Origin of the sequence: Halocynthiibacter styelae (assembly GCF_016123485.1) — a bacterium.
GTDB lineage: Bacteria > Pseudomonadota > Alphaproteobacteria > Rhodobacterales > Rhodobacteraceae > Halocynthiibacter > Halocynthiibacter styelae.
Map to the genome: position 1 here is coordinate 72165 of NZ_JADCKQ010000010.1, position 26315 is coordinate 98479.

General features: G+C 57.0%; 26 protein-coding genes. 12 read left to right on the top strand and 14 right to left on the bottom strand.

Features of this window, described 5'->3' with window-relative positions; translation table 11 throughout:
- Window positions 1-47: 47 nt before the first annotated feature.
- The 3 genes from H1D41_RS13290 to trpS all read right to left on the bottom strand — a co-directional run bounded on the left by H1D41_RS13290 (window position 48) and on the right by trpS (window position 2151).
- Window positions 48-908, bottom strand: a complete 861-nt coding sequence (locus H1D41_RS13290) for a branched-chain amino acid aminotransferase (protein WP_228849361.1) — start codon at window positions 906-908, stop codon at window positions 48-50.
- Between the two features lie 73 nt (window positions 909-981).
- On the bottom strand, window positions 982-1119 hold the full coding sequence (locus H1D41_RS13295; protein ID WP_228849362.1) for a hypothetical protein: 138 nt from the start codon (window positions 1117-1119) through the stop codon (window positions 982-984).
- A gap of 3 nt (window positions 1120-1122) precedes the next feature.
- The gene (trpS, locus tag H1D41_RS13300) at window positions 1123-2151 is read right to left on the bottom strand and encodes a tryptophan--tRNA ligase (RefSeq protein WP_228849363.1); all 1029 of its coding nucleotides are present in this window, start codon (window positions 2149-2151) and stop codon (window positions 1123-1125) included.
- An 85-nt stretch (window positions 2152-2236) separates the two neighbouring features.
- On the opposite strand from trpS, the gene H1D41_RS13305 reads away from it, so the two are divergent.
- A complete protein-coding gene (locus H1D41_RS13305; protein WP_228849364.1) occupies window positions 2237-2932 on the top strand; it encodes a rhomboid family intramembrane serine protease in 696 nt (231 codons plus the stop codon).
- A gap of 47 nt (window positions 2933-2979) precedes the next feature.
- On the opposite strand, the gene murJ is transcribed toward H1D41_RS13305, so the two are convergent.
- From murJ to H1D41_RS13320, 3 genes are read right to left on the bottom strand one after another with little or no spacing between them, the layout of a single operon-like run.
- Complete coding sequence (gene murJ, locus H1D41_RS13310) at window positions 2980-4515, bottom strand: murein biosynthesis integral membrane protein MurJ (RefSeq protein WP_228849365.1); 1536 nt, start codon at window positions 4513-4515, stop codon at window positions 2980-2982.
- Between the two features lie 28 nt (window positions 4516-4543).
- Window positions 4544-7387, bottom strand: coding sequence for a [protein-PII] uridylyltransferase (locus H1D41_RS13315; protein ID WP_394355411.1), 2844 nt, complete (start codon window positions 7385-7387; stop codon window positions 4544-4546).
- Complete coding sequence (locus H1D41_RS13320; RefSeq protein WP_228849366.1) at window positions 7329-8501, bottom strand: penicillin-binding protein activator; 1173 nt, start codon at window positions 8499-8501, stop codon at window positions 7329-7331. The genes H1D41_RS13315 and H1D41_RS13320 overlap by 59 nt, the downstream gene beginning before the upstream one ends.
- A 93-nt stretch (window positions 8502-8594) precedes the next feature.
- Between H1D41_RS13320 and rsmI the strand changes: the two genes are divergently transcribed.
- The 3 genes from rsmI to gshB all read left to right on the top strand — a co-directional run bounded on the left by rsmI (window position 8595) and on the right by gshB (window position 10866).
- Window positions 8595-9476 (top strand): 16S rRNA (cytidine(1402)-2'-O)-methyltransferase, encoded by an 882-nt coding sequence (gene rsmI / locus H1D41_RS13325; RefSeq protein WP_228849367.1) that lies wholly within the window; start codon window positions 8595-8597, stop codon window positions 9474-9476.
- Complete coding sequence (locus H1D41_RS13330) at window positions 9469-9834, top strand: YraN family protein (RefSeq protein ID WP_107498237.1); 366 nt, start codon at window positions 9469-9471, stop codon at window positions 9832-9834. Before rsmI ends, H1D41_RS13330 begins: the two co-directional genes overlap by 8 nt.
- A 96-nt stretch (window positions 9835-9930) precedes the next feature.
- Entirely contained in the window at window positions 9931-10866 is a 936-nt protein-coding gene (gshB, locus tag H1D41_RS13335) for a glutathione synthase (protein WP_228849368.1), read from the top strand.
- Here the strand turns inward: gshB and H1D41_RS13340 are convergent, their stop codons facing one another.
- From H1D41_RS13340 to cobU, 4 genes are all read right to left on the bottom strand, one after another.
- The gene (locus H1D41_RS13340) at window positions 10867-12387 is read right to left on the bottom strand and encodes a YifB family Mg chelatase-like AAA ATPase (RefSeq protein ID WP_228849369.1); all 1521 of its coding nucleotides are present in this window, start codon (window positions 12385-12387) and stop codon (window positions 10867-10869) included. It abuts the gene before it with no gap.
- A 51-nt stretch (window positions 12388-12438) separates the two neighbouring features.
- Window positions 12439-13323, bottom strand: coding sequence for a glutathione S-transferase (locus H1D41_RS13345; protein ID WP_228849370.1), 885 nt, complete (start codon window positions 13321-13323; stop codon window positions 12439-12441).
- Window positions 13324-13396: 73 nt separating this feature from the next.
- A complete protein-coding gene (locus tag H1D41_RS13350; RefSeq protein ID WP_228849371.1) occupies window positions 13397-13978 on the bottom strand; it encodes a histidine phosphatase family protein in 582 nt (193 codons plus the stop codon).
- Entirely contained in the window at window positions 13975-14514 is a 540-nt protein-coding gene (gene cobU, locus H1D41_RS13355; protein ID WP_228849372.1) for a bifunctional adenosylcobinamide kinase/adenosylcobinamide-phosphate guanylyltransferase, read from the bottom strand. The genes H1D41_RS13350 and cobU overlap by 4 nt, the downstream gene beginning before the upstream one ends.
- Window positions 14515-14651: 137 nt before the next feature.
- Here cobU and coaBC point away from each other — a divergent pair, with 137 nt between their 5' ends.
- From coaBC to H1D41_RS13385, 6 genes are all read left to right on the top strand, one after another.
- The gene (gene coaBC / locus H1D41_RS13360) at window positions 14652-15851 is read left to right on the top strand and encodes a bifunctional phosphopantothenoylcysteine decarboxylase/phosphopantothenate--cysteine ligase CoaBC (RefSeq protein WP_228849373.1); all 1200 of its coding nucleotides are present in this window, start codon (window positions 14652-14654) and stop codon (window positions 15849-15851) included.
- 61 nt (window positions 15852-15912) lie between these two features.
- A complete protein-coding gene (gene dut / locus H1D41_RS13365) occupies window positions 15913-16380 on the top strand; it encodes a dUTP diphosphatase (RefSeq protein ID WP_228849374.1) in 468 nt (155 codons plus the stop codon).
- A complete protein-coding gene (locus H1D41_RS13370; RefSeq protein WP_228849375.1) occupies window positions 16377-17465 on the top strand; it encodes a HesA/MoeB/ThiF family protein in 1089 nt (362 codons plus the stop codon). Before dut ends, H1D41_RS13370 begins: the two co-directional genes overlap by 4 nt.
- A gap of 75 nt (window positions 17466-17540) precedes the next feature.
- Window positions 17541-18332: a transporter substrate-binding domain-containing protein gene (locus H1D41_RS13375; RefSeq protein WP_228849376.1), complete on the top strand. Its 792-nt coding sequence runs from the start codon at window positions 17541-17543 to the stop codon at window positions 18330-18332.
- A gap of 51 nt (window positions 18333-18383) precedes the next feature.
- Window positions 18384-19181, top strand: a complete 798-nt coding sequence (locus H1D41_RS13380) for an amino acid ABC transporter permease (protein WP_228849377.1) — start codon at window positions 18384-18386, stop codon at window positions 19179-19181.
- A 58-nt stretch (window positions 19182-19239) separates the two neighbouring features.
- Window positions 19240-21261, top strand: a complete 2022-nt coding sequence (locus tag H1D41_RS13385) for a M3 family metallopeptidase (protein ID WP_228849378.1) — start codon at window positions 19240-19242, stop codon at window positions 21259-21261.
- Between the two features lie 70 nt (window positions 21262-21331).
- Here the strand turns inward: H1D41_RS13385 and H1D41_RS13390 are convergent, their stop codons facing one another.
- Entirely contained in the window at window positions 21332-21622 is a 291-nt protein-coding gene (locus H1D41_RS13390; protein ID WP_228849379.1) for a hypothetical protein, read from the bottom strand.
- Between the two features lie 84 nt (window positions 21623-21706).
- Window positions 21707-22870 carry an alpha-hydroxy acid oxidase gene (locus H1D41_RS13395; protein WP_228849380.1) on the bottom strand — a complete coding sequence of 388 codons (1164 nt, stop codon included), beginning with the start codon at window positions 22868-22870 and terminating at the stop codon, window positions 21707-21709.
- Window positions 22871-22960: 90 nt separating this feature from the next.
- Here H1D41_RS13395 and H1D41_RS13400 point away from each other — a divergent pair, with 90 nt between their 5' ends.
- Window positions 22961-23587 carry a hypothetical protein gene (locus H1D41_RS13400; protein ID WP_228849381.1) on the top strand — a complete coding sequence of 209 codons (627 nt, stop codon included), beginning with the start codon at window positions 22961-22963 and terminating at the stop codon, window positions 23585-23587.
- 32 nt (window positions 23588-23619) lie between these two features.
- Here the strand turns inward: H1D41_RS13400 and trpA are convergent, their stop codons facing one another.
- Window positions 23620-24411, bottom strand: coding sequence for a tryptophan synthase subunit alpha (gene trpA / locus H1D41_RS13405; RefSeq protein ID WP_228849382.1), 792 nt, complete (start codon window positions 24409-24411; stop codon window positions 23620-23622).
- 219 nt (window positions 24412-24630) lie between these two features.
- Between trpA and H1D41_RS13410 the strand changes: the two genes are divergently transcribed.
- Window positions 24631-25725, top strand: coding sequence for a Hint domain-containing protein (locus H1D41_RS13410; protein ID WP_228849383.1), 1095 nt, complete (start codon window positions 24631-24633; stop codon window positions 25723-25725).
- Here the strand turns inward: H1D41_RS13410 and H1D41_RS13415 are convergent.
- Window positions 25654-26151 carry an acyloxyacyl hydrolase gene (locus H1D41_RS13415; RefSeq protein WP_228849384.1) on the bottom strand — a complete coding sequence of 166 codons (498 nt, stop codon included), beginning with the start codon at window positions 26149-26151 and terminating at the stop codon, window positions 25654-25656. The genes H1D41_RS13410 and H1D41_RS13415 overlap by 72 nt on opposite strands.
- Between the last annotated feature and the right edge of the window lie 164 nt (window positions 26152-26315).

The following is a 26315-nucleotide window of genomic DNA, read 5'->3' on the forward strand; positions in this document are numbered from 1 at the left end:
TGCCCCTGCGACGCGGTGGCCACATCCGGGGCTGTCTTCTGGCGTTATCAGGCGGAATGCGCCCAGTCCCAGTAAAGTTCGCGGGCGCGGCGGGTGACCGGGCCGACCTGGTAGTTCACGTCGTCAAACTGTGTGACTGGGGTGATTTTGGACATGTTGCCGGTGAGGAAGACCTCATCCGCGCTGTCGAAATCTGCGTAATTCAGGGTGGCTTCATGCACTTTGACCCCATCCGCGCGCAGCAGTTCCATGTGGCGGGCGCGTGTGATGCCGGACAGGAAGGTGCCATTGGCGATCGGGGTGAAGACTTCGCCGTCTTTCACCATAAACACGTTGGCGGTGGCGGATTCTGCGACATTGCCGTTGGAATCACAGGCCAGCGCATTGCCGAAGCCTTTGTGCTTGGCTTCCATCAGCATGCGGGCGTTGTTCGGGTACAGGCAGCCCGCCTTGGCGTTGACCACCGCGTTTTCCAGCGTGGGGCGGCGGAAACGGGTGCGGGTGAGGGTGGTTGAGGCTTCGGGCGCGGCCATGGGGACTTCTTCCAGGCAGATCGCAAAACCGGTTTTGCTTTCTGACGGCACAATCGCAGAGGCATCGCCATCAATGCCCCAATACATAGGACGAATATAAACGGCAGCGCCTGCGTCAAACATCGCAAGCCCTTCATGGGTCAGGGCGACGATGTCTTCCGTGGACACGGTTGGTTTCAACATCAGGGCTTCGGCAGAACGGTTTACGCGGTGCGCATGTTTGTCCAGATCCGGGGTCAGCCCCTCAAACAGGCGCGCGCCGTCAAATACAGTGGACCCCAGCCAGGCCGCGTGATCGGCGGCAGACATGACAGGCACGTCGCCCGTGTGCCAGGTGCCATTGTAATAAGTGCGGATGTTTTTGCTGACAGCCATTTCGTTCTCTCCCCCAAAACGCCAATTCGTTGTTGTCGCAACGATATGGTGGGAAAGGTCAGAGGTCCAGACGTTATTTGTCTTCGTTCACCACGGCATCAAGCAGTGCGCAGAAGGCCGGATCATGGGGGGTCTTAAAGTAAGAGATCACCCGTACTATCGCGGCTTCCTGCGCCATTTTCTCTCGTATACGTTTGGCGTTTTTGCCCATCGTTTACCGGGACCGCACAAATCCCACGATGTCATAGGTCTTTTCCAGAATTGGACGGGCGATGGCGTCGGCGCGTTCTGCACCACGGCCAAGGATTTTGTCGATCTCGGCGGTGTCTTGCATCAGGCGGGACATTTCGGTGGAAATCGGGGACAGCTTTTCAACCGCCAATTCCGCAAGTGCGGGTTTGAATGTGCCGAATTGTGATCCGCCGTGATCCGCCAGAACCTGGTCTACAGTCATGTCAGCAAGGCCTGCGTAGACGTTCACAAGGTTGCGGGCCTCGGGACGATCCTCAAGGCCTTTGGCTTCGGATGGCAGGGCTTCCGGGTCGGTTTTCGCCTTGCGGATCTTCTTCGCGATGTCATCCGCGCTGTCTGTCATGTTGATCCGGCTCATGTCGGACGGGTCAGATTTTGACATCTTCTTGGATCCGTCGCGCAAGGACATCACGCGTGTGGCCGCGCCTTCGATCACAGGTTCGGTCAGCGGGAAGAAATCGACGCCATAGTCGTGGTTGAACTTGGCCGCAATGTCACGTGTCAGTTCCAGGTGCTGTTTCTGATCATCGCCCACAGGCACGTGGGTTGCGTGGTAAATCAAAATATCCGCGGCCATCAGGGCAGGGTAGGCGAACAGACCAAGCGATGCGTTCTGCGCGTTCTTACCAGCTTTGTCTTTGAACTGGGTCATGCGCTGCATCCAGCCCATACGCGCCACACAGTTGAAGATCCAGGCCAGTTCCGCATGGGCAGACACCTGGCTTTGGTTGAACAGCACGGATTTCTCAGGATCAATGCCGGATGCAATGAAACCCGCCGCCAGTTCGCGTGTGGCGTGGCGCAGGTCAGCTGGATCCTGCCAGACAGAGATCGCATGCATGTCGACCATACAATAGATGCTTTCGATGCCTTCGTTTTGTTTCTCAACAAAACGCTTCAGCGCGCCCAGGTAGTTGCCAAGCGTCAGGTTGCCGGAAGGCTGAATACCGGAAAAGATACGGGTCGGGTGGGTCTGCACTGCGTCGGTCATCATGGGCCTCGGATCGGAAAGCTGGATATTTTGTCTCTGCTGGCTTACCCATGGCAGACAATAAGGTCAACCGGAGCAGTTATTCATGTATCAGGACCACAATGCAGCCCCTGTAAATCCCTTGCCAAAGGTGCTGATTATTCTCTGTGTTGCTCTGGCGGCAGCGGAACCTTTTCTGATGTTGCGGAAACTGGGATTCCTCGGTGGGGTTGCCGGACTTGACGGGCGCAGTGCGCTTTTGCAGGATTTCTTTCTGCCTGCCGGCCTGTTGCAGGCGATGCTGGAAGCAGGTGATTTCAGCCCGCAGTATCTGTCCCGCTTTATCAGTTACATCTTTGTCGATGGCAGCCTGATTGGCACGATCTTTGCCCTGGTTTTCATTCTGGCATTCGGGAATTTTGTTGCCCGTGCTTTTGCGCCCTGGCGGTTTCTGGTTATCTTCTTTGCATCCGTTCTGACCGGGGGGCTGGTCTATAATGTGCTGGCGCTGATGATCGGTTATGGTGGCGTGCTGGCCGGGGGGATGCCCGGGGCGTTCGGGTTGATCGGGGCGTTTACCTGGCTGATGTGGACCGGCATTCTGCGTCATCCCATCGGGGCAACCAACCCGTTTGCGCTGATCCTGTTCCTGGTCATTTTCCGTGTTGCGTCAGCCCCGGTGTTTGGCTGGGACTGGACGACCGTAGCGGATTGGACAGGCTTTGCCACGGGCTTTGGTCTGTGCTTTCTGCTGGTGCCCGGGGGCGCGGCGCATATCCTTGAGAAGTTACGCAGACGTTAATAAAATAAGGGCTTTGAGTAACCCGCGGGTTACTCATACACCGTTATCTATCCGCCACGGCGGACCGAGGATTTCAGCTCGGACAGGCGGAACGCGCCGAAGAGATGCCCTGCGATGCCGTAGGAAAACATGCCGGATGTGATCAGCATCATCAGCGCCAGATAGCGCCAGCCTGCATAGCCAAACATCGGTTGGATCAGCAGCATGGTCATCCAGAGCCAGGCACACATAGCCGCACTGGCCAGGCAGATGCGCCAGGCGCGTTTGCGGAAGCGGGCATCAAAGCGTGCGACTTCGCCCATTTTACGGCTGCCGATCCAGAGCAGAAAGAACATCGCCCAGCCCGCCAGTGTGGTCGCAACCGCAGCGGCGTAAAATCCGATCCAGGGGGCAAGCCCGATGGCCAGCACCGCATTCACCACCATGGCTACCAGCGCGTAATAGAAGGGGGATTTCGTGTCTTCGCGGGCGAAATACAACGGCTGAATGACCTTCTGCAGCACAAAGGCAGGCAGCCCCAGGCCATAGATCGCCACAGCCAGGGCGGTGTTCGCGGTGTCATCAATGGTGAAAGCGCCACGCTGGAACAGGACTTCGACCAGGGGCAGCGAGAAGAAAACAAGCGCCACAGCAGATGGGATTGTCAGCATGAGGGCAAATTCACCGGCGCGGGAAAACGCATCGCGGCCACCATCGTGATCTTCCGCCGCCAGACGACGGGAAAGTTCGGGCAGCAGGACAATGCCAATGGCAATGCCCACAACGCCAAGGGGCAATTGATAGAGACGGTCCGCGTTATAAAGCCAGGACACGGCTTTATCGAACTGGCTGGCGACCTGACGACCGACCAGCAGGTTGATCTGCACCACACCTCCGGCAAGGGCGGCGGGGCCGGCGATGATCGCAAGGCGCTTCAGATCAGGCGTGAAACGCGGGCGGCGCAGGCGGATGGGGAAGCCAGCCTTTGCGGCGGCGTACCAGACCAGCGCCAGCTGCGCGACGCCACCGACAGGAATGGCCCAGACCAGCGCGTCCGCAATGTTATATCCGGCAGCAGCGGCAAAAAGGATTGCGCCGATGAAGACCACGTTCAGCAGAACGGGGGCGGCAGCAGCGGCGGCGAAATGGCGGGCAGCGTTCAGAACACCGGACAGAAGGGCGGCGAGCGAAATAAATACGATATAAGGGAAGGCGACGCGGCCATAATCCACCGCCAGATCGAATTTCTCGGTGCCCGCAAAACCGGACACCTGGGCCCAGATCAGCCAGGGCATAACCATTTGCGCGATTACGGTCAGAACAATGACAATCGCAGCCAGCCCGGCAAAGGCGTCAGAGGCAAAGCCCTGCGGGTCTTCCCCGCTTTCCAGTTTCTTCGAGAACATCGGCACAAAGGCCATGTTGAACGCGCCTTCCGCAAAGAAGCGACGGAAGAGATTGGGCAGGGTAAAAGCCGCAACAAAAGCCTGATGCGCAGCCCCGGTGCCAAGGTATGAGGCAATCAGAACATCGCGCAGAAATCCCAGGATCCGGCTGGCAAGTGTCCAGAAGCCTACGGTGAAAAATCCCCGTGCCATTCGCATGATGTCTGCCTCTCGTTAAGCCCGTTCTTCAGGCCTGCGCCCGTTCTGCGCCCCTGACTATCGCTTCCCGCAGCTTCTTTTCAAGGGACTCTTGTTTCAGCTTCGCGTGGTACTTCAGACCATAGCCATCTTTGACGTAGAAAGTATCCACCACCTGTTCGCCGTAGGTTGCAATGACGGCAGAGGAAATATGCACATTCATATCCGCCAGCGCCCGCGTCAGATCATGCAAAAGACCGGGACGATCCCGTGTATCGACTTCGATGATGGTGAATATTTCCGATCCTTCATTGTCAAAGGTGATATGGGTGGGCACCCGGAAAGACCGTTCGCGTTTACGGATTTTATCTTTATCTTTCAGGGCGTCACGGGCGATCACCTGGCCTTTCAGGATTTTGTCGATCATCTGGTTCAGGCGTTTATAGCGGCTTTTGGCGAAGGGATGGCCATCATTGTCCTGCACCCAGAACACCGCCGTGGCAAACCCGTCTTTGGTCGTGTAAGTCCGCGCATCCACGACGTTTGCGCCAACGAGCGCCAGTGCCCCTGCCATGCGCGAAAAGATGCCGTGGTGATCCTGCAGAACAAAAGCAATGCGGGTGGCGTCACGATCTTCGTCAGCGACAATATCAATGCGGATGTCATTGTCCGGAAGATCGCGCAGGAGGCGTGCGAAAGTTGTGTGTTGCCCAACGCGCAGCCCCTGCCAGTAAGGGTCATAGTGACGTTGTGTTTCTGCGCGCAGATCCTTTTTGCTCCATTCCGGCAAAGCCTGACGCAGGGCTTTCTTCGCCTCTGTGCTGCGGGCTTCGGTTGTCAGCGCCTCCATCCCGTTTTCCAGCGCATTGGTGGTTTCTTCATGCAGCTGGCGGATCAGCATGGCTTTCCAGTTGTTCCAGGTGTCCGGGCCAACGCCGCGGATGTCACAGACCGTCAGGACGGTCAGCAGATCAAGCCGGCGGCGGGATCGCACGCGTTTGGCGAAATCACGGATGGTGCGCGGATCTGAAATGTCACGTTTCTGGGCCACATCCGACATCATCAGGTGGTGACGCACCAGCCATTCGGCGGTTTCGGCTTCTTTCTTATTCAGGCCCAGGCGTGGCGCAACTTTGCGAGTGATCTGCGCCCCCAGGATCGAATGATCTTCCGGGCGGCCTTTTCCGATATCATGCAACAGCAGCGCGATATAAAGCGTTTTGCGGTTGATGCCTTTTGCCAGAATGCCGGAGGCCACCGGCAGTTCTTCGACCAGTTCTTTGCGTTCGATCTGGGCAAGGGCAGCGATCACCTGGATTGTGTGTTCATCCACCGTGTAGGAATGATACATATTGAACTGCATCATCGCGACAATCGGTTCAAATTCCGGCACAAAGGCAGAGAGCACGCCCAGTTCATTCATCCGCCGCAGGGCCCGTTCCGGATTGCCGTGTTTCAGCAGCAGGCCCGTGAAGATTTTCACCGCTTCCGGATTGCGCCGCATGTCGTCATCAATCAGATCAAGGTTCGCGGACAGCAGGCGCATGGTATCGGGATGGATCAGATACCCTGTGCGCAGGGCTTCTTCAAACAGGCGCAGAATGTTGAGTTTGTCTTTCAGAAAATTTTTCTCATTGCTGATAGCGATGCGGTTCTGAATGATCTTCAGGCCCTTCATGATCTTTTTACGATGGCGGAAAAGGCGCAGAAGATCCGGGGCTTGTTTGACGTGGCTGGCTTCCAGTTCAGTCAGGAAGATGCGGGTCAGCTCGCCCACGCGAGTGGCGTGGCGGAAGTAATCCTGCATGAAGATTTCCACGGCCCGGCGGCCAGCACGGTCTTTGTATTCCATGCGCGTGGCGACTTCGACCTGGAGATCAAAGTTCAGCTGATCCGACGGACGTTTCGTCAACAGATGCAGGTGGCAGCGCACAGCCCAAAGGAAGTTTTCGGCCTCAAGGAAAGCGTCAAATTCTTCGCGGGTGAACATTTTGAGGCGGGCCAGATCAGCTGTGTCATGCACCCCATGCACATATTTCGCGATCCAGAACAGGCTTTGCAGATCGCGCAAACCGCCTTTGCCTTCTTTCACATTGGGTTCAACGACGTAGCGCTGGCCACCCTGTTTCTGATGACGTTTCGCGCGTTCCGACAGTTTGGCTTCGATAAATTCCGATGCAGTACCTTTGAACAGGTCTCTATCAAGGGTTTCGCGCAACTCATCCGCAAGGGCGACGTCACCCGTGATATAGCGGTTTTCCAGCAGGGCGGTGCGGATCGTGTAATCATCGCGGCCCTGGTTGATGCAATCGCGGATCGTGCGCACGGAATGGCCGATCTTCAGCTTCATATCCCAGAGGATATACAGCAGGCTTTCGACCACACTTTCGCCCCAGCCGGTGATTTTCCATGGCGTGAGAAACAGCAGGTCGACGTCGGATTGCGGGGCCATTTCACCGCGTCCGTAACCGCCGACAGCGATCAGCGTCAGACGTTCGCCGTCTGAGGGCAGGGGGTTGGGATGCAGACGGGTTGTGACCACGTCATAAGCAAGCGCCAGGATCACATCCATCAGCCAGCTGCGCGCACGGATCGCGCCATGGGCGTTGCGGGGCTGTTTTGTGAAAGCTTCTGCTATAATGGCGGAACCGGTATCCAGAAGTGCGCGCAGAATATGCGTGACCTCATTGCGCATCTCGCGGCTGGTGGTGGCGCGATATAACGCGTCGTTCAGCAGGCTTTGTGCGGCTGTAAGGTCGATGATCTGTGAGGGCTCGCAGATCAGAGAGACGGGATCAGGTGCAGGCAGGATCAACCCGCCCGCACCTTTGGTATCAGGACCCAGAGCCACCGAATCTTCTCGGAGCAGGGGAAATTTCAACAACCTGGCCATCGCGGATGGTTGCAACTGCCAGGGCACGCTGGGTGGACCCGTCTGGCAGCAGACGGAAGACACCGTTTACGCCAACAAAGCCGGAAGCCCGTGTCAGGGATGGAATGGTCAGCGCATCATTGCGGCCGGTTTTCAGCAGCGCGCCAACAGCGGCAATACCGTCATAGGCGATACCGGCAAGGGGGTGTGGGGGGGAGCCATATGCAGCGGTGTAGCGGCTCTGGAACGAAGAATAGAGGCGTGTGTCAGGCACGGTAAACCAGCCGCCCTGAACGCCAGGTTGTGTCAGCATGGTGGCCGGGCGGTCCATACGGCGCAGGCCGATGAACTGCTGGGATGCAGGGGATACGCCATTGTCGAGCAGCAGCTGCGTGGTCAGACCCAGGGCACCGGCACCACCGGAGGTGAAGAAGATCGCATTACTGCCGTTTGTGCGTGTCGCGCGGGCGATAGCTGGTGTTGCCTGAACAACGCCGTTCTGAGACAGCTCAAACCCGGCAGTCGCAGTAACGGTGCCACCTGCGGCCTGAACCGCAGCGGAGATCGCATCACGACCACGGGTTTCGCTTGAGTTATTCCCATGCACAACCATCACGCGGTTGCGGCCCTGAGATACAGCATATTGCGCCAGACGGTTTGCCGTGTTGCGATAGCTGTTGCCCAGAACAAAGACATTGCCGCCGGCGATGGACGGGTTGTTAGAGAAAGACAGGATGTTCACATTGCGGTTTGCAACGGCAACACCAGCGGCATTGGCCGCCGGGGCGAAGACCGGGCCAAGGATGATTTTGGCACCATCACGCACCGCAGTGGTCGCAGCGGCAGCAGCACGTTCAGGCTGACCACCTGTGGCGTAAATGCGCAGATCGATGTTCACACCATCGAGATCGGCAATCGCAAGACGCGCTGCGTTTTCCAGCGCAGTCGCAAGCGCCGCATCAGAGCCGCGTTGTGATTCGTGTGGAATTAGCAAGGCGACAGGCACAGCACGGCTGGTATTCACAGAAGGACCAGCGCCGCCCCCGGTATCAATACAGGCGGAAAGCGCAAAAAAAGAGAATAAAGCAACGGTTCTGGTGACTGAACCACGCAGAAAGGTGAAAACAGCAGACATGGGGTTTCCTCGGTTCCTCGGACAGAAGATAAAGCAGATGTTCAGGGTATGCGTTTGCTGCCTGACTGTAAACGCGCCACCAGGGGGAAAATTATGACCGATGTTACCAAAGCACAGGCTTCAACCAACGCGGGCGGTATTACCTTTGTTGCAACCCCGATTGGCACAGCACGCGATATCACCCTGCGGGCACTGGATGTTTTGCGGGATGTGGATGTTCTGGTGGCCGAAGATACACGCACCCTGCGCAAGCTGATGGATATTCACGCGGTCCCGGTGAACGGGCGCCCCATGATTGCTTATCATGATCACAACGGCGGTGCGGTGCGGCCACGTCTGATGGGGCTTTTGCGGGAAGGCAAATCTATTGCTTATGCGTCAGAGGCAGGCACGCCTCTGGTGGCGGATCCTGGCTATGGGCTGGCGCAGGAAGCGTTGGATCAGGGCTTTGCGGTGACATCTGCCCCCGGGCCTTCTGCCGTGATCACGGCGCTGACGATTGCCGGGCTGCCGACGGACCGGTTTTTCTTTGCCGGGTTTGCACCGAATGCATCGTCGGCGCGCAAAGGGTTTATTGAGGAAACCCGCGAAATTCCCGGAACACTTGTGTTTTATGAATCTCCGAAACGCCTGGCGGCTTTTCTTTCCGATGCTTCCGAGGTTCTGGGGGATCGACAGGCGACGGTTTGCCGGGAACTGACCAAGAAGTTTGAAGAAGCCCGGCGCGGGAAGTTGTCAGAACTGGCCGCGCACTATCAGGAAAATAAAGCCAAAGGCGAAGTTGTTGTGGTGATTGATCGCAACCGTTCAGATTCTGTTAATGCTGAAACGCTAGAAGACAGCTTGCGTCAGGCGCTGAAAACCATGCGGGTGCGCGATGCTGCGGATGCGGTGTCGAAGGCCCATGGGGTTGCCCGGCGCGATGTCTATCAGTTGGCGATTGAGATGAACAAAGAAGACCGGGACAGTGACTGACAAAGCGGCGAAAGGGCGGACAGCCTATTACGCGGGGCTTGCCGCCGAAGATCAGGTCGCAAAGCATTATACGCGGCTGGGCGCTGAGGTGCTGGACACCCGCTGGCGGGGCGAAGGGGGCGAGATTGATCTGATCCTGCGGCTCGCCGGGATCACGATCTTTGTTGAAGTGAAGAAAAGTCGCGATATGACATCCGCCGCAGACATGCTGTCGGCCACGCAGGTGACCCGGATCATGGTCGCTGCGGGGGAATATATGGCGGTGAAGGGCCTGATGGGCGATATGCGTGTTGATGCGGCACTGGTGGATCAGCAGGGCGCGATTGAGGTGATTGAGAATATCACGCTGGATTTCTGAGGAAATTCATCACGTTTTTGTTGCGCCCCATTGATCCTGCCTGCCTGGCGGTCCATGTATTCACGACCAGAATTTGCCTGTCAGAAGGGGCCTCTCATGAAAATCGCGTTTCAGATGGATCCGATCCAGTCCGTGGACATCAATGGGGACAGCAGTTTCCGCCTGGCGGAAGAAGCCCAGGCCCGTGGCCATGAACTGTTTTTCTACACGCCCGATAAGCTGGCCTATGAAGAAGGATGCGTGACCGCGCGTGGCCATTCTTTCATCGTGAAACGTGTGCAGGGTGATCATGCGGAACTGGGTGAAGAAACTGTGGTGGATCTTGCGGATTTCGATGTGGTCTGGCTGCGTCAGGATCCGCCGTTTGATATGTCTTACATCACCACGACCCATATTCTGGACCGTATTCATCCGGAAACACTGGTGGTGAATGATCCGTTCTGGGTGCGCAATTACCCGGAAAAACTGCTGGTGCTGGATTTCCCGGATCTGACCCCGCCGACGACCATCGCACGTGATCTGGAAACCCTGAAGGCGTTTAAGGAAAAACACGGCGATATCATCCTGAAGCCGCTTTACGGCAATGGCGGTGCGGGCGTGTTCCGCCTTGGTCCGGATGATCGCAATATGACCTCGCTGCACGAACTGTTCGCGGGCATTAACCGTGAACCGCTGATCGTGCAGAAGTTCCTGCCGGTGGTGTCCAAAGGCGACAAACGTGTGATCCTTGTAGACGGCGAACCTGTGGGTGCGATTAACCGTGTGCCTGCGAAGGGGGAAACCCGTTCCAATATGCACGTCGGCGGTCGCCCTGAGAAATGCGAACTGACCGACCGGGATCGTGAGATCTGTGAGCGGATCGGGCCGCTTTTGAAAGAAAAGGGTCAGGTCTTTGTCGGGATCGATGTGATCGGTGACTGGCTGACCGAGATTAACGTGACCTCGCCCACCGGTATTCAGGAACTGGAACGCTTTGACGGTGTGAACATCGCCGCCAAAATCTGGGAAGCGATTGAGGCGAAGAAAGCCTGATCAGGACACTACTTTTTCGCGGGGGGCGATCAGACGATAACTGACGGCCTCTGCGATGTGGTACTCGAAAATATCCGGGCTGCCTTCCAGATCTGCGATGGTCCTGGCGACGCGCAGAACCCGGTGATAGCCCCGCGCCGACAGGCCAAATTTATCAGAAAACCGGTTCAGAAGATCGCGCCCGGCCTGATCGGGTGACGCGTATTCCTCAAGCAGTCGTCCTTCGGCCATGGCGTTGCTGGAAATGCCGGGGTGATCCGCATAGCGCGCGGTCTGAATGTCGCGGGCCTTTGCGACGCGCGCGGCGATATCAGCTGAGCCTTCCCCATCCTGCACCGATGACAGATCCTGCCAGGCCACCGGCGGAATTTCCACGCGCAGATCGAAACGATCCATCAGCGGGCCTGACACGCGGCCCATATATTTTTCACCACAGACCGGGGCCTGATTGCAGGCGCGGCCCGGATCCATCAGGTGACCACATTTGCAGGGGTTTGCTGCCGCGACCAGCATGAAACGGCAGGGATAGCGCACGTGGGCATTGACGCGGGCCACAGTAATGGCACCGGTTTCCAGGGGCTGGCGGAGGGTATCAAGCACCATTGAAGGGAACTCGGGAAATTCATCCATGAACAAAACACCATTATGGGCAAGGGACACTTCGCCGGGTTTCGCATCACGCCCGCCACCCGACAGCGCGGCGACGGATGCGGTGTGATGCGGTTCGCGGAAGGGGCGCTGGCGGGAAATGCCTTCACCTGCCTGACCGGTGAGCGATGAAATCAGGGATGTTTCAAGGGCTTCTTCCGGGCGCAGCGGCGGCAGGATGCCGGGCAGACGGGCCGCCAGCATGGATTTTCCTGAACCCGGCGGGCCCAGTAGAAAGACGTGATGATGCCCGGCGGCGGCGATTTCCATGGCGCGTTTGCCCCGGTATTGGCCTTTGATATCGCGGAAATCCTTGCTGATTTCGGCGTCCTGCACCATGCCGGGACGGGCGGCGTCAAGCGGGCTTTGCCCCGTCAAATGGCGGATGGCGGCGTGCAAGTTTGCAGGCGCAAACACCGCATCGGCGTTGATCCAGGCCGCGCCTGCACCAGAGGCCAGGGGGCAGATCAGGCTGCGCCCGGTTTCAGATGCGGTCAGGGCGGCGGGCAGGGTGCCGGGCACGTCGATCAGTTTGCCATCAAGGGAAAGTTCGCCAAGGGCGATGGTATTTTCGACCTTATCTTCGGGCAGGACCCCCATCGCGGCAAGAAGCGCAAGCGCGATGGGCAGGTCGTAATGTGAGCCAGCCTTCGGCATGTCTGCAGGCGACAGGTTGATGGTGATTTTCTTTGGCGGCAGGGCGATCTGCAGGGCGGTCAGGGCGGCACGCACACGTTCGCGGGCCTCAGCCACGGCTTTGCCCGGCAGGCCGACAATGGCAAAGCCGGGCAGGCCCGGGGCGGTGGCGCATTGCACCTCGACCAGACGGGCCTCGATCCCTTCAAAGGCCACCGTGAATGCGCGCGCCACCATTTTCCCTGCCTCAGTGCTGTTAACCGTGGTTAACGATAGGCGGGGGATGGTTTACGAATGGTAAAGATCCATGAAAGCAGGCCAGGCGGCCGGATCGGCCACGGTTTTGTCGCGGCAGATCTGGTTGCACATGCCAAAAACCCGCCCGTCAATTTCCATTAACCACGTCGCAGTTTTGCCGGAATAGGGGCAATGGGCGTTCAGGGGTTCACCCAGACAGGTTTTGCGCGCGCTGGGCAGATCGGCCAGATCATCAGCCTGCGGCCAGTCACGGCGGGACCATGTCTGACCGTAACGTTCAAGCGGCGTATCCGTTGCAAGGCCAATTGCACGCCACTGGCGGAAGTTCTGGTCATTCAGATGCAGTTGCACATATTGTTTTGTCGCATCATCCACGGGCAGGTCGAAACCCGCAATTCGGGCGGCGACAGGGGCGTAAAACGCATCCGCTGCACTGTATGCGCCACAAAGCCAGCCATCATCTGAACCGGTGGTTTTACGCGCCCAGGCAAAGAGACTTTGCAGTTGAATAAGGTCTTTCTGCAGGGCGTCAGAGATTTCAACGCCACTGTAGGCACGGGCCAGATCCATTGGGCAGTCATTGCGCAGGGTCATGAAGCCCGAGTGCATTTTCGCGACCAGAGTGCGGGCGACGGCGCGGGCCTTTGGGTCTTTCGGCCAGATGGCGCTGTCCGGGTGGCGAGTGGCGAGTTCTTCCGTGATCGCAAGAGAATCATCGATCGCGATGCCGTCCGATGTCACCAGCAACGGCACGGTGCAGGCCGGGGCCAATGGGGCCAGTTGTTCGGATACGGGGGCTTCTGCAAAGCTCAGGAATTCGCTGTCAAATTCCGCGCCTGAAAGTTTCGCCACAAGCCAACCGCGCAAAGACCAGCTGGAATGAATTCGGTCGCCAAGGATCAATCTGTATGTCATACCGTCAGGATAGCGGATCAGGTATTATTTCCAAAATGAATATTTAAAGAATAAATCATCAATATTTGTGATATTATTCCGGCGTGACGTTAACATCTTCCAGATGCCAGAGTTTACCTTCAACGCGAATGCGACTGACCGACAGATTATCAATATGCTGACCAAAGGCCTGCACCGGCGTATGCTTGGCGGCGCGGGCCACCTGGGTGAGGATCGCGCCAAAATGGGCGACGATGATCAGGTTTTTCGTGAGGCAACGATCAATCAGGTTGTCGACCTCGCGGCTTACACGCCAGGCGACATCATACCAGCTTTCGCCGTCCGGGGCGGGCAGATGGCCCGGTTTTTCCCAGAACTGGCGCGACAGATCGGGATCGCGGGCTGCGACCTGATCAAAGTTCATGCCGTCCCAGATACCGAAGTTAAATTCGCGGAGTTGATCAGAATGGTCCATGCGGTGGTGATGGCCCGTTAAGACGTCGGCGGTCTGGCGGGCGCGCAGAAGATCTGAGGAAATCAGCGTGGATTTTTCGGGCAGATAGGTGTTGAGGCGCTCAATCTGTGCATGATCAGACAGGTCGGCAGGCACATCGCGCCAGCCGCAGAAGGATTTCTGATGCGTCGGGCCGTGGCGCACAAGCCAGAGGGTTGTCATGGCAGTTGTCCCTTCAGAATTTGCGGCAAGCCAGCGGTGACGAAAACCACGGTATCGCTGGTGGCGGCAAGGGCCTGATTGACTTCCCCCTGAAGTTGGCGGAAACGGCGGGCCAGCGCGTTTTCGGGCACGACACCCTGGCCAACTTCATTACTGACGATAATCACGGGCGCGGGGCAGTTTTGCAGGGCACGGACCAGTTTATCGGTTTCGGCCTCAATTTCATTTTCAGCAAACATATGGTTCGACAGCCAGAGAGAGGCGCAGTCAAAAAGCACGATTTCACCCGCCTGAACCTGCGTCAGCGCGCTAGGCACATCCAGGGGGGCTTCGATTGTGTGCCAGCCTGTGCCGCGCCGGTCCTGATGGCGGGTGATTTTTACCTGCATTTCATCATCGAATGCCTGTGCCGTGGCGATATAAAGGTGCTTGTCAGACCAGGCCTCGGCCAGACCTTCAGCAAAGCGGCTTTTGCCTGAGGCCGCGCCGCCAAGCACGAATGTCAGATGGGGAAGATGGGTGAATTCAGTCGTCATAATCCTCATCTGGCAGGGGATTGCGCCTGCGTCAAAGAGAAAATCCGCAATTGACGCAGGCGGGGTGGCTTGAGTTGACGGGCTGTGCGCCCTAAACCTGTGATGTCACCGCATCAGGCGGGACGGAAAGGGCAGTCATGCTGGCAGGTAAGAAAATTCTTCTGATCATCGGTGGCGGGATCGCGGCTTTTAAATCGCTGGACCTGATCCGCAGGCTGCGTGAACGCGGGGCGGAGGTCGTGCCGGTGTTGACAAAAGCGGGCGAGGAATTTGTGACGCCGCTGTCCGCGTCGGCCCTGTCTGCACAGAAAGTGTACCGCGATCTGTTTGATCTGACGGATGAGGCCGAGATGGGGCATATTGAACTGTCCCGCGCTGCCGATCTGGTGGTGGTTGCACCGGCGACTGCAGATCTGATGGGAAAGATGGCGAATGGTCTGGCGAATGACCTGGCTTCGACCTTGCTTATGGCGACGGATAAGCGGGTGTTGATTGTGCCTGCGATGAATGTGCGTATGTGGGAACATCCGGCGACGCAGCGCAATCTGGCGACATTACAGGGCGATGGCATTTTGGTGTGTGGTCCGGATGAAGGCGCGATGGCCTGTGGTGAGTTTGGCCCTGGACGCATGGCAGAAGTGCCAGAGATTGTTGAGGGGGTGGAAGCGGCGTTGCGCGATGGTCCCCTGAAGGGCAAACGCATCCTGATCACTTCGGGTCCGACCCATGAACCGATCGATCCGGTGCGCTATATTGCGAACCGCTCGTCCGGGGCGCAGGGCACGGCGATTGCCAATGCCCTGGCGGCGTTGGGCGCGGATGTGGTCTTTGTGACCGGCCCTGCCGATGCTGCGCGTCCGCGGGGTGTTGAGATTGTGGAAGTGCAAAGCGCACGTGAGATGCTGGAAGCTGTTGAAACGGCTTTGCCAGCCGATGCGGCAGTCTTTGCGGCGGCGGTGGCAGACTGGCGCGTGGCGAGCGCGTCGGACAGTAAGATCAAGAAGGACGGTATGGGCAAACTGCCAGTTCTGGAATTCGCCGAGAACCCGGACATTCTGGCAACCGTTTCACAGATGAAGGCGGGGCGGCCCGGTCTGGTTGTCGGCTTTGCAGCGGAAACCGATGATGTTGTGGCCCATGCAACGGCAAAACGGGAACGTAAACAATGCGACTGGATTGTTGCCAATGATGTGTCCCCAGAGACGGGGATTATGGGTGGATCTGAAAACCAGGTGGTGGTGATTTCAGATCAGGGTGCCGAGGCCTGGCCGCGCATGGGGAAAGACCAGGTGGCAAAACGTCTGGCGGCAGAGATTTCCACAGCGTTGCAGGAATGATTTTTCTGAACCAAGCCGCAGCCTTCGGCGAGAGTATTTATAGCAAGATGAAAGAGCAGAGATGGTAAATCCGGTGATTGCTTTAAAATGGCTTGAGGGCGCGGATCAGGCGCTGGGCCTGCCGCAATATGAAACGCCAGGGGCTGCGGGGGCCGATCTGCGGGCGAATTTTGCGGTGGATCAGCGGGATGGTGTCATCTTGCAGCCGGGCGCGCGGGTGCTTGTGCCGACAGGGCTGGCACTGGAAATTCCGCAGGGGTTTGAAGTGCAGATCCGGCCACGTTCCGGCCTTGCGCTGAAGCACGGGATTACCCTGCCCAACAGCCCGGGCACGATTGACAGCGATTATCGTGGGCCTTTGGGCGTGATTGTGCAGAATGGCGGTGATACGGCCTTTGAGATCACCCACAGCATGCGGATTGCGCAGATGGTGGTTGCGCCTGTGGTGCAGGGGCAGTTTGTGTTGGCGGATGATCTGACGGATACAGACCGCGGGGCCGGTGGATTTGGCTCAACAGGTGTTGCATGATCCTGTTTCCTTATTTCTCCACTATGGCCTTGATTGCAGCGGTTCTTTGGGGAATTGGCATGCTGATGAAGGTGTCCGTCAGAAGTCGCCTGATATTGATCGGTATCGTTGCTGGGGTTCGTTTTATACCGATTTTCTTTATGTTGCCCCTTTTGTTGCAGACTGAATTTTTCCTTATGGAGCTTTGGGGTGCGGCAGCTTTTGCCGTATTCGCAGTTCTGGTAGTCCTTTATGCCCGTTGGGTGCGTGGCCTGAAGGCGCAGCGGCAGCCGGTTAAGGTTGAGACTGTTGAAGAACCTGCGCAGGCGGTGCCCGCGAAACCTGCATCGCTTTTTGCTGAAGGGGAGCTGGAACGCTATGCCCGGCATATCGTTTTGCATGACATTGGCGGGCCGGGGCAAAAGGCCCTGAAACAGGCGCGGGTTCTGGTGATCGGAGCCGGGGGGCTTGGCTCGCCCGCGTTACTGTATCTGGCGGCGTCAGGTGTTGGCACGATTGAGATCGTCGATGATGACGTGGTGGAGCTGTCCAATCTGCAACGCCAGGTGATCCATAGTGAGGCGGGTGAAGGCACGTTGAAAGTGGCTTCTGCGGCCGAACGGATCCGGCAGATCAATTCGCATTGCAACGTGATCGCCCATAATATGCGGCTGGATGACATTTCGGCAGAACCGCTGATCTCCGGTGTTGATCTGGTGCTGGATGGTTGCGACAATTTCAAGACCCGCTATCTTGTGAATGAATATTGCACACGTCTTGGCAAGCCTCTGATTTCCGGTGCGCTGAGCCAGTGGGAGGGGCAGATTTCTGTCTTTGATCCGGCCAGTGGCACGCCGTGCTACCGCTGTGTCTTCCCGGAAGCGCCCGCAGGCGACAATGCCCCGACTTGTGCGACTGCCGGGGTGCTTTCGCCGTTGCCGGGTGTCGTGGGGTCCATGATGGTGGCAGAGGCTGTGAAGCTTATCACGGGGGCAGGACAGGCCTTGCGTGGGGAAATGCTGATCTATGACGCGAAATATGCCGAGACGCGCAAGATCAGGTTGCAAAAGGGTTATAATTGCCCGGTTTGCGGCGATCAGGGGTAACGCCGCTTGCATCAATCACTTGCATGCTCATAGTAGGGCACAGATTTGTGACAGACATCTATCGGAGAGCTAACAATGAGACTGACATCCATTCTGGTCGCGGCAGCGGCTGCTTTCGTATCAACTTCCGCACTGGCTGATGGCCACCTGCCGGATCTGGGCGGCAAGGAAGTGGTGATTGTCACCGAAAACGCCTATCCGCCGCTGCAATTTGTCGATGGCGACGGCAATGCTGTGGGCTGGGAATATGACGCCATGGCAGAGATCGCCGCGCGTCTTAACATCACCGTGACCTATGAAAACATCAGCTGGGATGCGATGATTGCATCTGTTTCCCAGGGCCAGTTTGATATGGGCATGACGGGCATCACTATTCGCGAAGATCGCGCGGAAGTGGTTGATTTTTCTGACGCTTATATGCGGTCTGAAATGGTGATGCTGGTGCGCGGTGATGAAACCCGTTTTGAAGATGCTGCAGGCTTTGGTGCCGATGCAGATCTTCTGATTGGCGCACAACCGGGCACTACACCGTTTTATGTCGGCATCTATGAGGTTCTGGATGGCGATGAAGCGAACTCGCGCATGCAGTTGTTCGAAACTTTCGGTGCTGGTGTTGAAGCGCTGAAAACCGGTGATGTGGATTTGGTTCTGACCGATGGCACGGCTGGCAATGGTTATGTTGAGGCCTCAGAAGGTGGCCTGAAAATCGTTGGTGGCCCGCTGGGCACTGAAGACTTTGGCTTTATCTTCCCAAAAGGGTCTGATCTTGTGGAGCCGATGAACGCTGCGATTGCTGCGATGCAGGCGGATGGCACCATGGATGCGCTGAACACCAAATGGTTCCTCGACTATAAAATCGGCCAGTAACGGTCCTGACGCCCCGGCCTTTGTGCCGGGGCTTTTTGTGTAAGATCCCCCATGACCCCACGTCCCGGCACCGATAAACCAGATTTCCCCTGGTGGCTGATTGCTATTGTCGCCTTCACGGGCCTGTTTATCTTTCAGGCGCTTGATGATCCCATTTACCAACAGGTCAGCGTTAAGCTGATCAAAGGCGTGAAAATCACGGTGTTTGTGACGCTGGTGGGGTTCTTCCTTGCGTCTGTTCTGGGGCTGCTTCTGGCGGTGGCCAGCCTGTCACGCTATCAGATCCTGCGCCAGATCGCGCGGTTTTACACTGAGGTTCTGCGCGGACTGCCGATCCTTGTGATCCTGCTTTACGTCAGCTTTGTTGTGGCACCCGGGCTTGTGCAGGGCTGGAACTATATCGCAGAACATATCGGGCTTGATCCGATCCGCACCCGGGATTTTACATTTCTCTGGCGGGCGATCATTGCGCTGACTCTGGGCTATTCGGCCTTTATTTCTGAAGTCTTCCGTGCCGGTATTCTGTCGGTGGAAGAAGGGCAGGTCGAAGCAGCAAAGGCCATGGGACTGAATGGATGGCAGCGCTTTCGTCTGGTGGTTTTTCCCCAGGCGATCCGGACAATTATGCCGCCTCTGGGCAATGATTTTATCGCGATGATCAAGGATTCCTCGCTGGTGTCTGTGCTTGGCGTGTTGGATATCACCCAGATCGGCAAGGTCACTGCTGCGGGTAATTTCCGCTATTTTGAGACCTATAACGTGGTTGCGATGCTTTATCTGACGCTGACCGTCACCCTGTCGCTGTTGCTGCGCAAGCTGGAAACGAAGATGCGTGGTAAATATCCGTAATTCGCCTCTGGACGATTGGGGCACGCGCACATAGCTTTCCTGCAAAGGAGATCACTCTATGACCAACCCGCTTCTCGCCCCCTGGAACACGCCTTTTGAACTGCCGCCCTTTGCTGAGATTGAGGATGCGCATTTCGCCCCGGCTTTTGACGCCGCCCTGACAGAAGGCCGCGCAAAGATTGCAGAGATTGCAGGTAATCCGGATGCGCCGACATTTGCCAATACAATCGAGGCGCTGGAACTGGGGGATGAGACCCTGGGCCGTGTGCTGGGTACGTTCTATGGCATCGCCGGCGCGGACAGCAATGAGGCACGTGAAGCCCTGCAACGGGAGTTTGCACCGAAGCTTTCTGCCTACAGTTCGGAACTGACCATGAACCGCGATATTCGGGCGCGGATTAAGGCATTGTGGGAAGATCAGAATGCTCTCGACGATGAACAGAAACGCCTGCTGTATCTTTACAATCGCAATTTCATCCGTTCCGGTGCCGATCTGGAAGGCGATGCACGGGATCGTCTGACAGATGTGAAGGCGCGGCTTGCGATCCTTGGCACAGATTTCACCCAAAACCTGCTGGCGGACGAACGTGAATGGTTCATGGAACTGGGCGCGGATGATCTGGGTGGTCTGCCGGATTTCCTGAAGGAAGCCATGAAAGGTGCAGCGGAAGAGCAGAATGTGGATGGCCATGTGGTGACCCTGTCGCGGTCCCTGATCGTGCCGTTCCTGCAATTTTCCACCCGCCGTGATTTGCGCGAAGTGGCCTATAAAGCCTGGGCGGCGCGTGGGGCCAATGGTGGCGAGACGGACAACCGGGGCATTGCGGCGGAGACGCTGGCGCTGCGCCATGAACGCGCGCAGCTTCTGGGGTATAAAGATTTCGCGGCCTATAAGCTGGAAACCGAAATGGCGGGCAATGCGGATAACGTGCGTGATCTTTTGATGCAGGTCTGGAAACCGGCCCGCGCTGCTGCGCTGAAAGACCAGGCGGTGCTGGAAGCGATGATGCGGGAAGATGGCATCAATGGCGATCTGCAGGCCTGGGACTGGCATCATTATTCGGAACGTCGCCGCAAGGCCGAACATGATCTGGATGAAGCAGAGCTGAAACCTTACCTGCAACTTGAAAAGATGATCGAGGCCAGCTTTGACTGTGCGAACCGCCTGTTCGGGTTGGAATTCGCACCGCTGGATGTGCCGATGTATCATGAAGATGTGCGCGCCTGGGAGGTCACCCGCAACGGCAAACATATCGCGGTGTTTATCGGGGATTATTTTGCGCGCGGGTCCAAACGGTCCGGTGCCTGGTGTATGGCCATGCGGGCGCAGAAGAAACTGGGCGGTGACACCGCGCCGCATGTGGTGAATGTCTGTAACTTCGCAAAACCTGCCCCAGGTGCTGCGGCGCTTTTGTCGTTTGATGATGCGCGGACATTGTTCCATGAGTTTGGCCACGCCTTGCATCAGATGTTATCTGATGTGCGCTATGAAGCGATTTCCGGCACCTCTGTTGCCCGTGATTTTGTGGAACTGCCAAGCCAGCTGTATGAACACTGGCTCAGCGTGCCTGAGGTACTTTCAAAATACGCGGTCCATGCGGAAACCGGCGAAGCAATGCCGAAGGAATTGCTGGATCGCCTGCTGGCGGCGCAGACCTATGACATGGGGTTCAGCACCGTGGAATATGTGGCCTCGGCGCTGGTGGATCTGGCCTTCCACGAAGGTGCACCGGCGGATGATGTGATGGCGAAACAGGCAGAGGTTCTGGAAGGGATCGGCATGCCTGCGGCGATTGAAATGCGCCACCGTACCCCGCAGTTCGCCCATGTGTTTTCCGGGGATGGCTATTCGTCCGGTTACTACAGCTACATGTGGTCAGAGGTCATGGATGCGGATGCGTTTGAAGCCTTTGAAGAGGCTGGCGATCCGTTTGACGCAAAGTTGGCCAAAAGCCTGGAAGAGAACATTCTGTCTGCAGGCGGATCACAGGAGGCCGATGTGCTGTACAAAGCTTTCCGGGGCCGGATGCCGGATGCGACGGCCCTGTTGAAAGGGCGGGGGCTTTACGCGGCAGAGTGATCTGCCGGTGGCCTGATAATAAAAAGAGCGGTGGTGTCACCGCTCTTTTCGTTTGATCCAGGGGGAGGCTTTACCCCTGCGGGCAGTGCGGACGGCCAGAGTTATCGCCACCGATGATGCAGGGGCTGCGGTCGATAACCGTGTTGTCCACCTGCGGATCGCCCAGGGTGGTTGTGGTGATGTCGCTGGTCTCGGGGATCGCGGCTTCGACCTCAGCGACCTGTTCAGTCACCACAGGCGATGTGGCTTGCGGGGTTTCCCGATCACCAAATCCACCGCGCAGATCGGGGATCTCAATCCCCGCGCAACCCGCCAGCATCAGAGCCATCGCGCCCACCGTCAACATTTTCAGATTTTTCATACCGCTCACCTTATCATTTATCGTTGATATAAGTTTACGCGGCGGATCACGCCCCGGCAAGCGGGACGTGAACTGTGTGCAGGATCAGGCCCAGCGGCCCTCAAAATCTTCGGGCACCAGCAGGATGTTTTCATCGACATTGTTGATGTCGCGATGCCCGCAGAGCGCCATAGACACATCCATTTCCTTGTGCAGAACCTCCAGCGCTTTTGTCACACCTTCTTCGCCCATGGCACCCAGACCATAGATATAGGCCCGGCCAATCATCACGCCTTTTGCACCCATGGCAATGGCTTTCAGAATGTCCTGCCCGGTGCGGATACCACTGTCGAGATGCACTTCAACCTTGTCCCCAACAGCCGCAACAATCGGGCGCAGCATGCGGATGGAAGACAAGGCGCCATCCAGCTGACGGCCACCGTGGTTTGATACAACAATCGCATCGACGCCCAGTTCAGCCGCCTTTTTCGCGTCTTCCACATCAAGGATCCCCTTCAGGATCACCTTGCCGCCCCACCAGTCACGGATTTTGGCAACTTTTTCCCAATCAAGCGTCAGGTCAAACCGGTCACCGGTCCAGGCCGCCAGATCGGCAGGGTCTTTGATGCCGTCCACATGGCCCACGATATTGCCAAACATCCGGCGTTTCGTGCCCAGCATGCCCAGGCCCCAGCGCCAGCGGGTGGCCAGATCAGCAATAGATTTCGCAGTCAGTTTGGGCGGGGCGGAGAGGCCGTTTTTCAGATCCTTATGACGTTGCCCGAGGGTTTGCAGATCCAGCGTGATCACCAGCGTCGAACAGCCCGCAGCCTTCGCACGGTCGATCAGCTGTTTGGTGAAAGCATCATCGTTCATCGTGTAAAGCTGGAACCAGAACGGCTGGCTGACGTTATCGGCCACGTCCTCAATTGAGCAGATCGACATGGTGGACAGGGTAAAAGGCACGCCGAACTTCTCGGCAGCTTTCGCAGCTTTGATCTCACCATCGGCATATTGCATACCCGTCAGGCCAACCGGGGCAAGCACCACCGGCATCGCCACATCCTGACCCGCCATCTGGGTTTTTGTGGTGCGATTGGACATATCCACCGCCACGCGCTGACGCAGGCGGATCTGTTCAAAGTCCGAGGTATTCTCGCGGAAGGTCTGTTCCGTCCAGGACCCGCTTTCCGCGTAATCATAGAACATCTTCGGTGCACGTTTCTTATGCAGCCGCTTAAGATCATCGATACAGGTAATCACAGGCATTTGGTCCCCCGGGGTGGATTTCCAGAATTGGTAAGGTTTGATTACCAAAGTGTGGGGTGTGGTGCAACTGGTGTACGCAGGGATGCGACGATGAGGACTGTGAAACACCTTAGGAAAACTGCTATAGGTTGTATATTGCCAACTGCGGCATCAGATGACTTCTTTAAATATGCCACTATTTCCATTCAAAAGGATGAATTTATGTCCGATGAGAGCAAACAGCTCACCGAACTTTTTCGTACTCTGGGAGCAGAAAGCCCAGAACAATGGGTCAGTTCTCAGGTACATGAGAATATACCACAGCTTCAGAGGTATCTTTTCATTCGCCAAGCCTGGTCACAGGTAATGGACGAAACCGATGATAGCTGGATCGAAAATATCGTTGAGGCTGCGCGACGAAACCCAGATGCACCATTTTCGGGTCAGGGACAGGCAATCGAACGGATGTTAGCGCTTGGCGTAGCACGTTCCGATATTGTTGATTTGGCCCGCTGTTCGCAAGCCGAAATGATTTCCGCACTATGCTACTTATTGGATGATCCGTCATTGCACGATGAACAAAATGAGCGTGTTCAGAATATTGGTTGGTGCCTTGTTTCAACAGATGAAGACTTTAAGCCTACGGCTGAGATCATCGGCGGATTGCATGAGTCATTTTTGAGCGCGGATCCAACCGGACGCGAAATGCGACCAAGAAAGAAAACCCCACCAACCTGAGTGGGGTTTAATCAATTTTAGAGGCAATCAGATCAGGCGCGGTGGGCGCCGTCAGCCAGGGTTTTCACGAAAGCTAACACATCTGCGGTGCTTTCGCCTTCGCCGATCTTCTTCACGATGGCAGACCCCACAACCGCGCCGTCGGCAATGGATGCGATGGCTTCGGATTTCTCGGGGGTGTTGATGCCAAAGCCCACGATCACTGGCAGATCGGTGGAAGCTTTGATGCGCGCCACTTCCGGGCCTACGTCGCCTGCTTCTGCTTCGGCCGCCCCGGTCACACCGGTGACAGAGACGTAATACACAAAACCGGAGGTGTTCTGCAGAACCTTTGGCAGGCGTTTGTCGTCGGTGGTTGGGGTGGCGAGACGGATGAAGTTCAGGCCCGCGGCCTGGGCCGGGATGCACAGTTCGCTGTCTTCTTCCGGTGGCAGATCCACCACGATCAGCCCGTCAATGCCCGCTGCTTTCGCATCCGCGAGGAACGTATCGACGCCACGGGAATAGATCGGGTTGTAATAGCCCATCAGCACAATCGGCGTTGTGTCATCTTCCTTGCGGAACTCTGTCGCGAGGTCGAGCGTTTTTTGCAAGGTCATGCCACCTTCCAGCGCGCGCTGACCGGCCAGCTGAATGGTCTCGCCGTCGGCCATCGGATCGGTGAAGGGCAGACCCAGTTCGATCACATCCACACCCGCAGCCGGCAGACCTTTGACGATCTCAAGCGATTGTTCGTAGTTCGGGTCACCTGCCATCACATAGGAAACAAAAGCCTTCTTACCTTCAGCTTTCAGGGCGGCGAATTTTGCATCAATACGGGTCATGGGCAGTCCTTTATCTCTTGCCTATGACCTGTGCCCGAAACTGCGGAGAAGATCAATCCCGCATCACAGTCCTGGCTGATTTCATAGAAAAACGGGGGCCGGCATGAAAATACCGCCAATTTTGTACCCAATTCCGGAATTTCAATTGCCGTGGGAATCCAAACGTGTTTATGAAAAATTTAATAAGAAAAAAACATCGAGCAGTAAAACGAGGTTAATATGCCCGTTTTTACATTTCAGGCGATTGGTGCAAGCCACGTCAGCATTACGGGTGGAACCGGCGCAGGTGGAAACAGCCTGAGCGGGATCAATCAGGGTGACGGCAGCCATCTGAGCAATGCAACACTGACGCTGACGCCGGGTGGCGTTGAAAGCATTGATGTTTTCGACAGTGACAGCGATTTTGGGGACAGCGATAACAGTCAGCGACTGGAGGGCACGCAGACATTTGATGGTGTGACATATCCGGACAACATCCGGGTTGAAGCCGAATACCGTATTGATCTTACCGATGGGACCAATACCTGGACGCTGCTGGCGCTGAATTTCAATACAAGTTCACCGACGTTTGGAACCGTAGAAGGCCTTGTGCTGATTGACGCGGGTGGCCCGCCTCTGCCCTTTGGAGTGCCCCTGGATGTCAGCAGTGTGGCAGAAGGCCCGAATTTTTCATTCAGCAGTATCGGCGACCCTTGCTTTACCGGCGGAACGCAAATTGTAACGGATTGCGGTGTGCGCGCTGTGGAAATGTTGCGGGCCGGAGATCAGGTTCTGACCCAGGACAACGGATTTCAGCCTCTGATCTGGGTCGGGTCACAGGCGGCTTGCGGGCTGGGGGACAACGCGCCGGTTGAATTTGCGCCTGGCACCCTGAGGAATTCTGGTCCGGTCCGCGTCTCTCCGAGGCACAGGATGCTTTTGCGCCATGGATATAACGATGTGTATTTTGGCCAGAATGAAGTCTTTGCCGCGGCTCATCACCTGCTGCGGGGGGATCAGGTCCGGCGCGCCCCATGTTTCCAGGTCACCTGGCATCACCTGTTGTTTGATCGCCATCAGGTGGTTGTGGCCGCAGATTTCCTGTCAGAAAGCCTGTATCCGGGTTCCGAAAGCATGAAGGTTTTTTCTGCGCGCGCACGCCTGGAAATATCAAATGCACTGATGACCCGGAATATCAAACCGGCATCTTACGGCCCCACTGCGCGCCCTGTTCTGCGACGCCATGAGGCTGCTTTGATTGCGTCAAAAGCTTTTGCGCCAGCGGAACTCGATTGTGTCGACCCCGGGATTGCGATCTGCGATGCCGCCGTTTGACCGGTGGGTCAGAGCCACAGACACCGCATTGCCATCATTGATCTGATAGCCAACCCCCAGGAGTGAGCGGAATTCAAGGTGATGGCCAAGGTCTGTTGCGTCATTGTCCGGCAAATAGATCCCGGGGGCGAAGCTTCCTTCAATGAACCAATCGCTTTGAAAATCATACCGCCCTGATAGGCCGATCCCCGCGTAATAATCACCGCCGTCATGCACAGTGAACACCAGCATCGGGCTGATCGCCACCCGACCAAGATCGTGGAAACTGTCGCCGTGGGCTTCCAGGGACAGCACCCTTGTGTTCGGCGGTTCATTGCTGCCGAAGTCTGTATAACCAAGGCCGACAACAAAATCAGCCGCGTGAAGCTGGGCTGCACCCAGCAATAGAGAGGCCGCAGAAAGCGCGGCGGGAAAAAGACGTTTCATCCCGTTATCCTGTGTTTTGTGAAACTCTGGGGAACGTCCGGCGCGGGGCCGGGCACAAGTAAAATTACCGTTCTGTCATGAAACTATCTGGGGTGTGAAAACCCGTGGCGCAAGCACTGCACACGTCACCGTGAAAACGCGCGTGTATTGCGTGATTTCGCCCG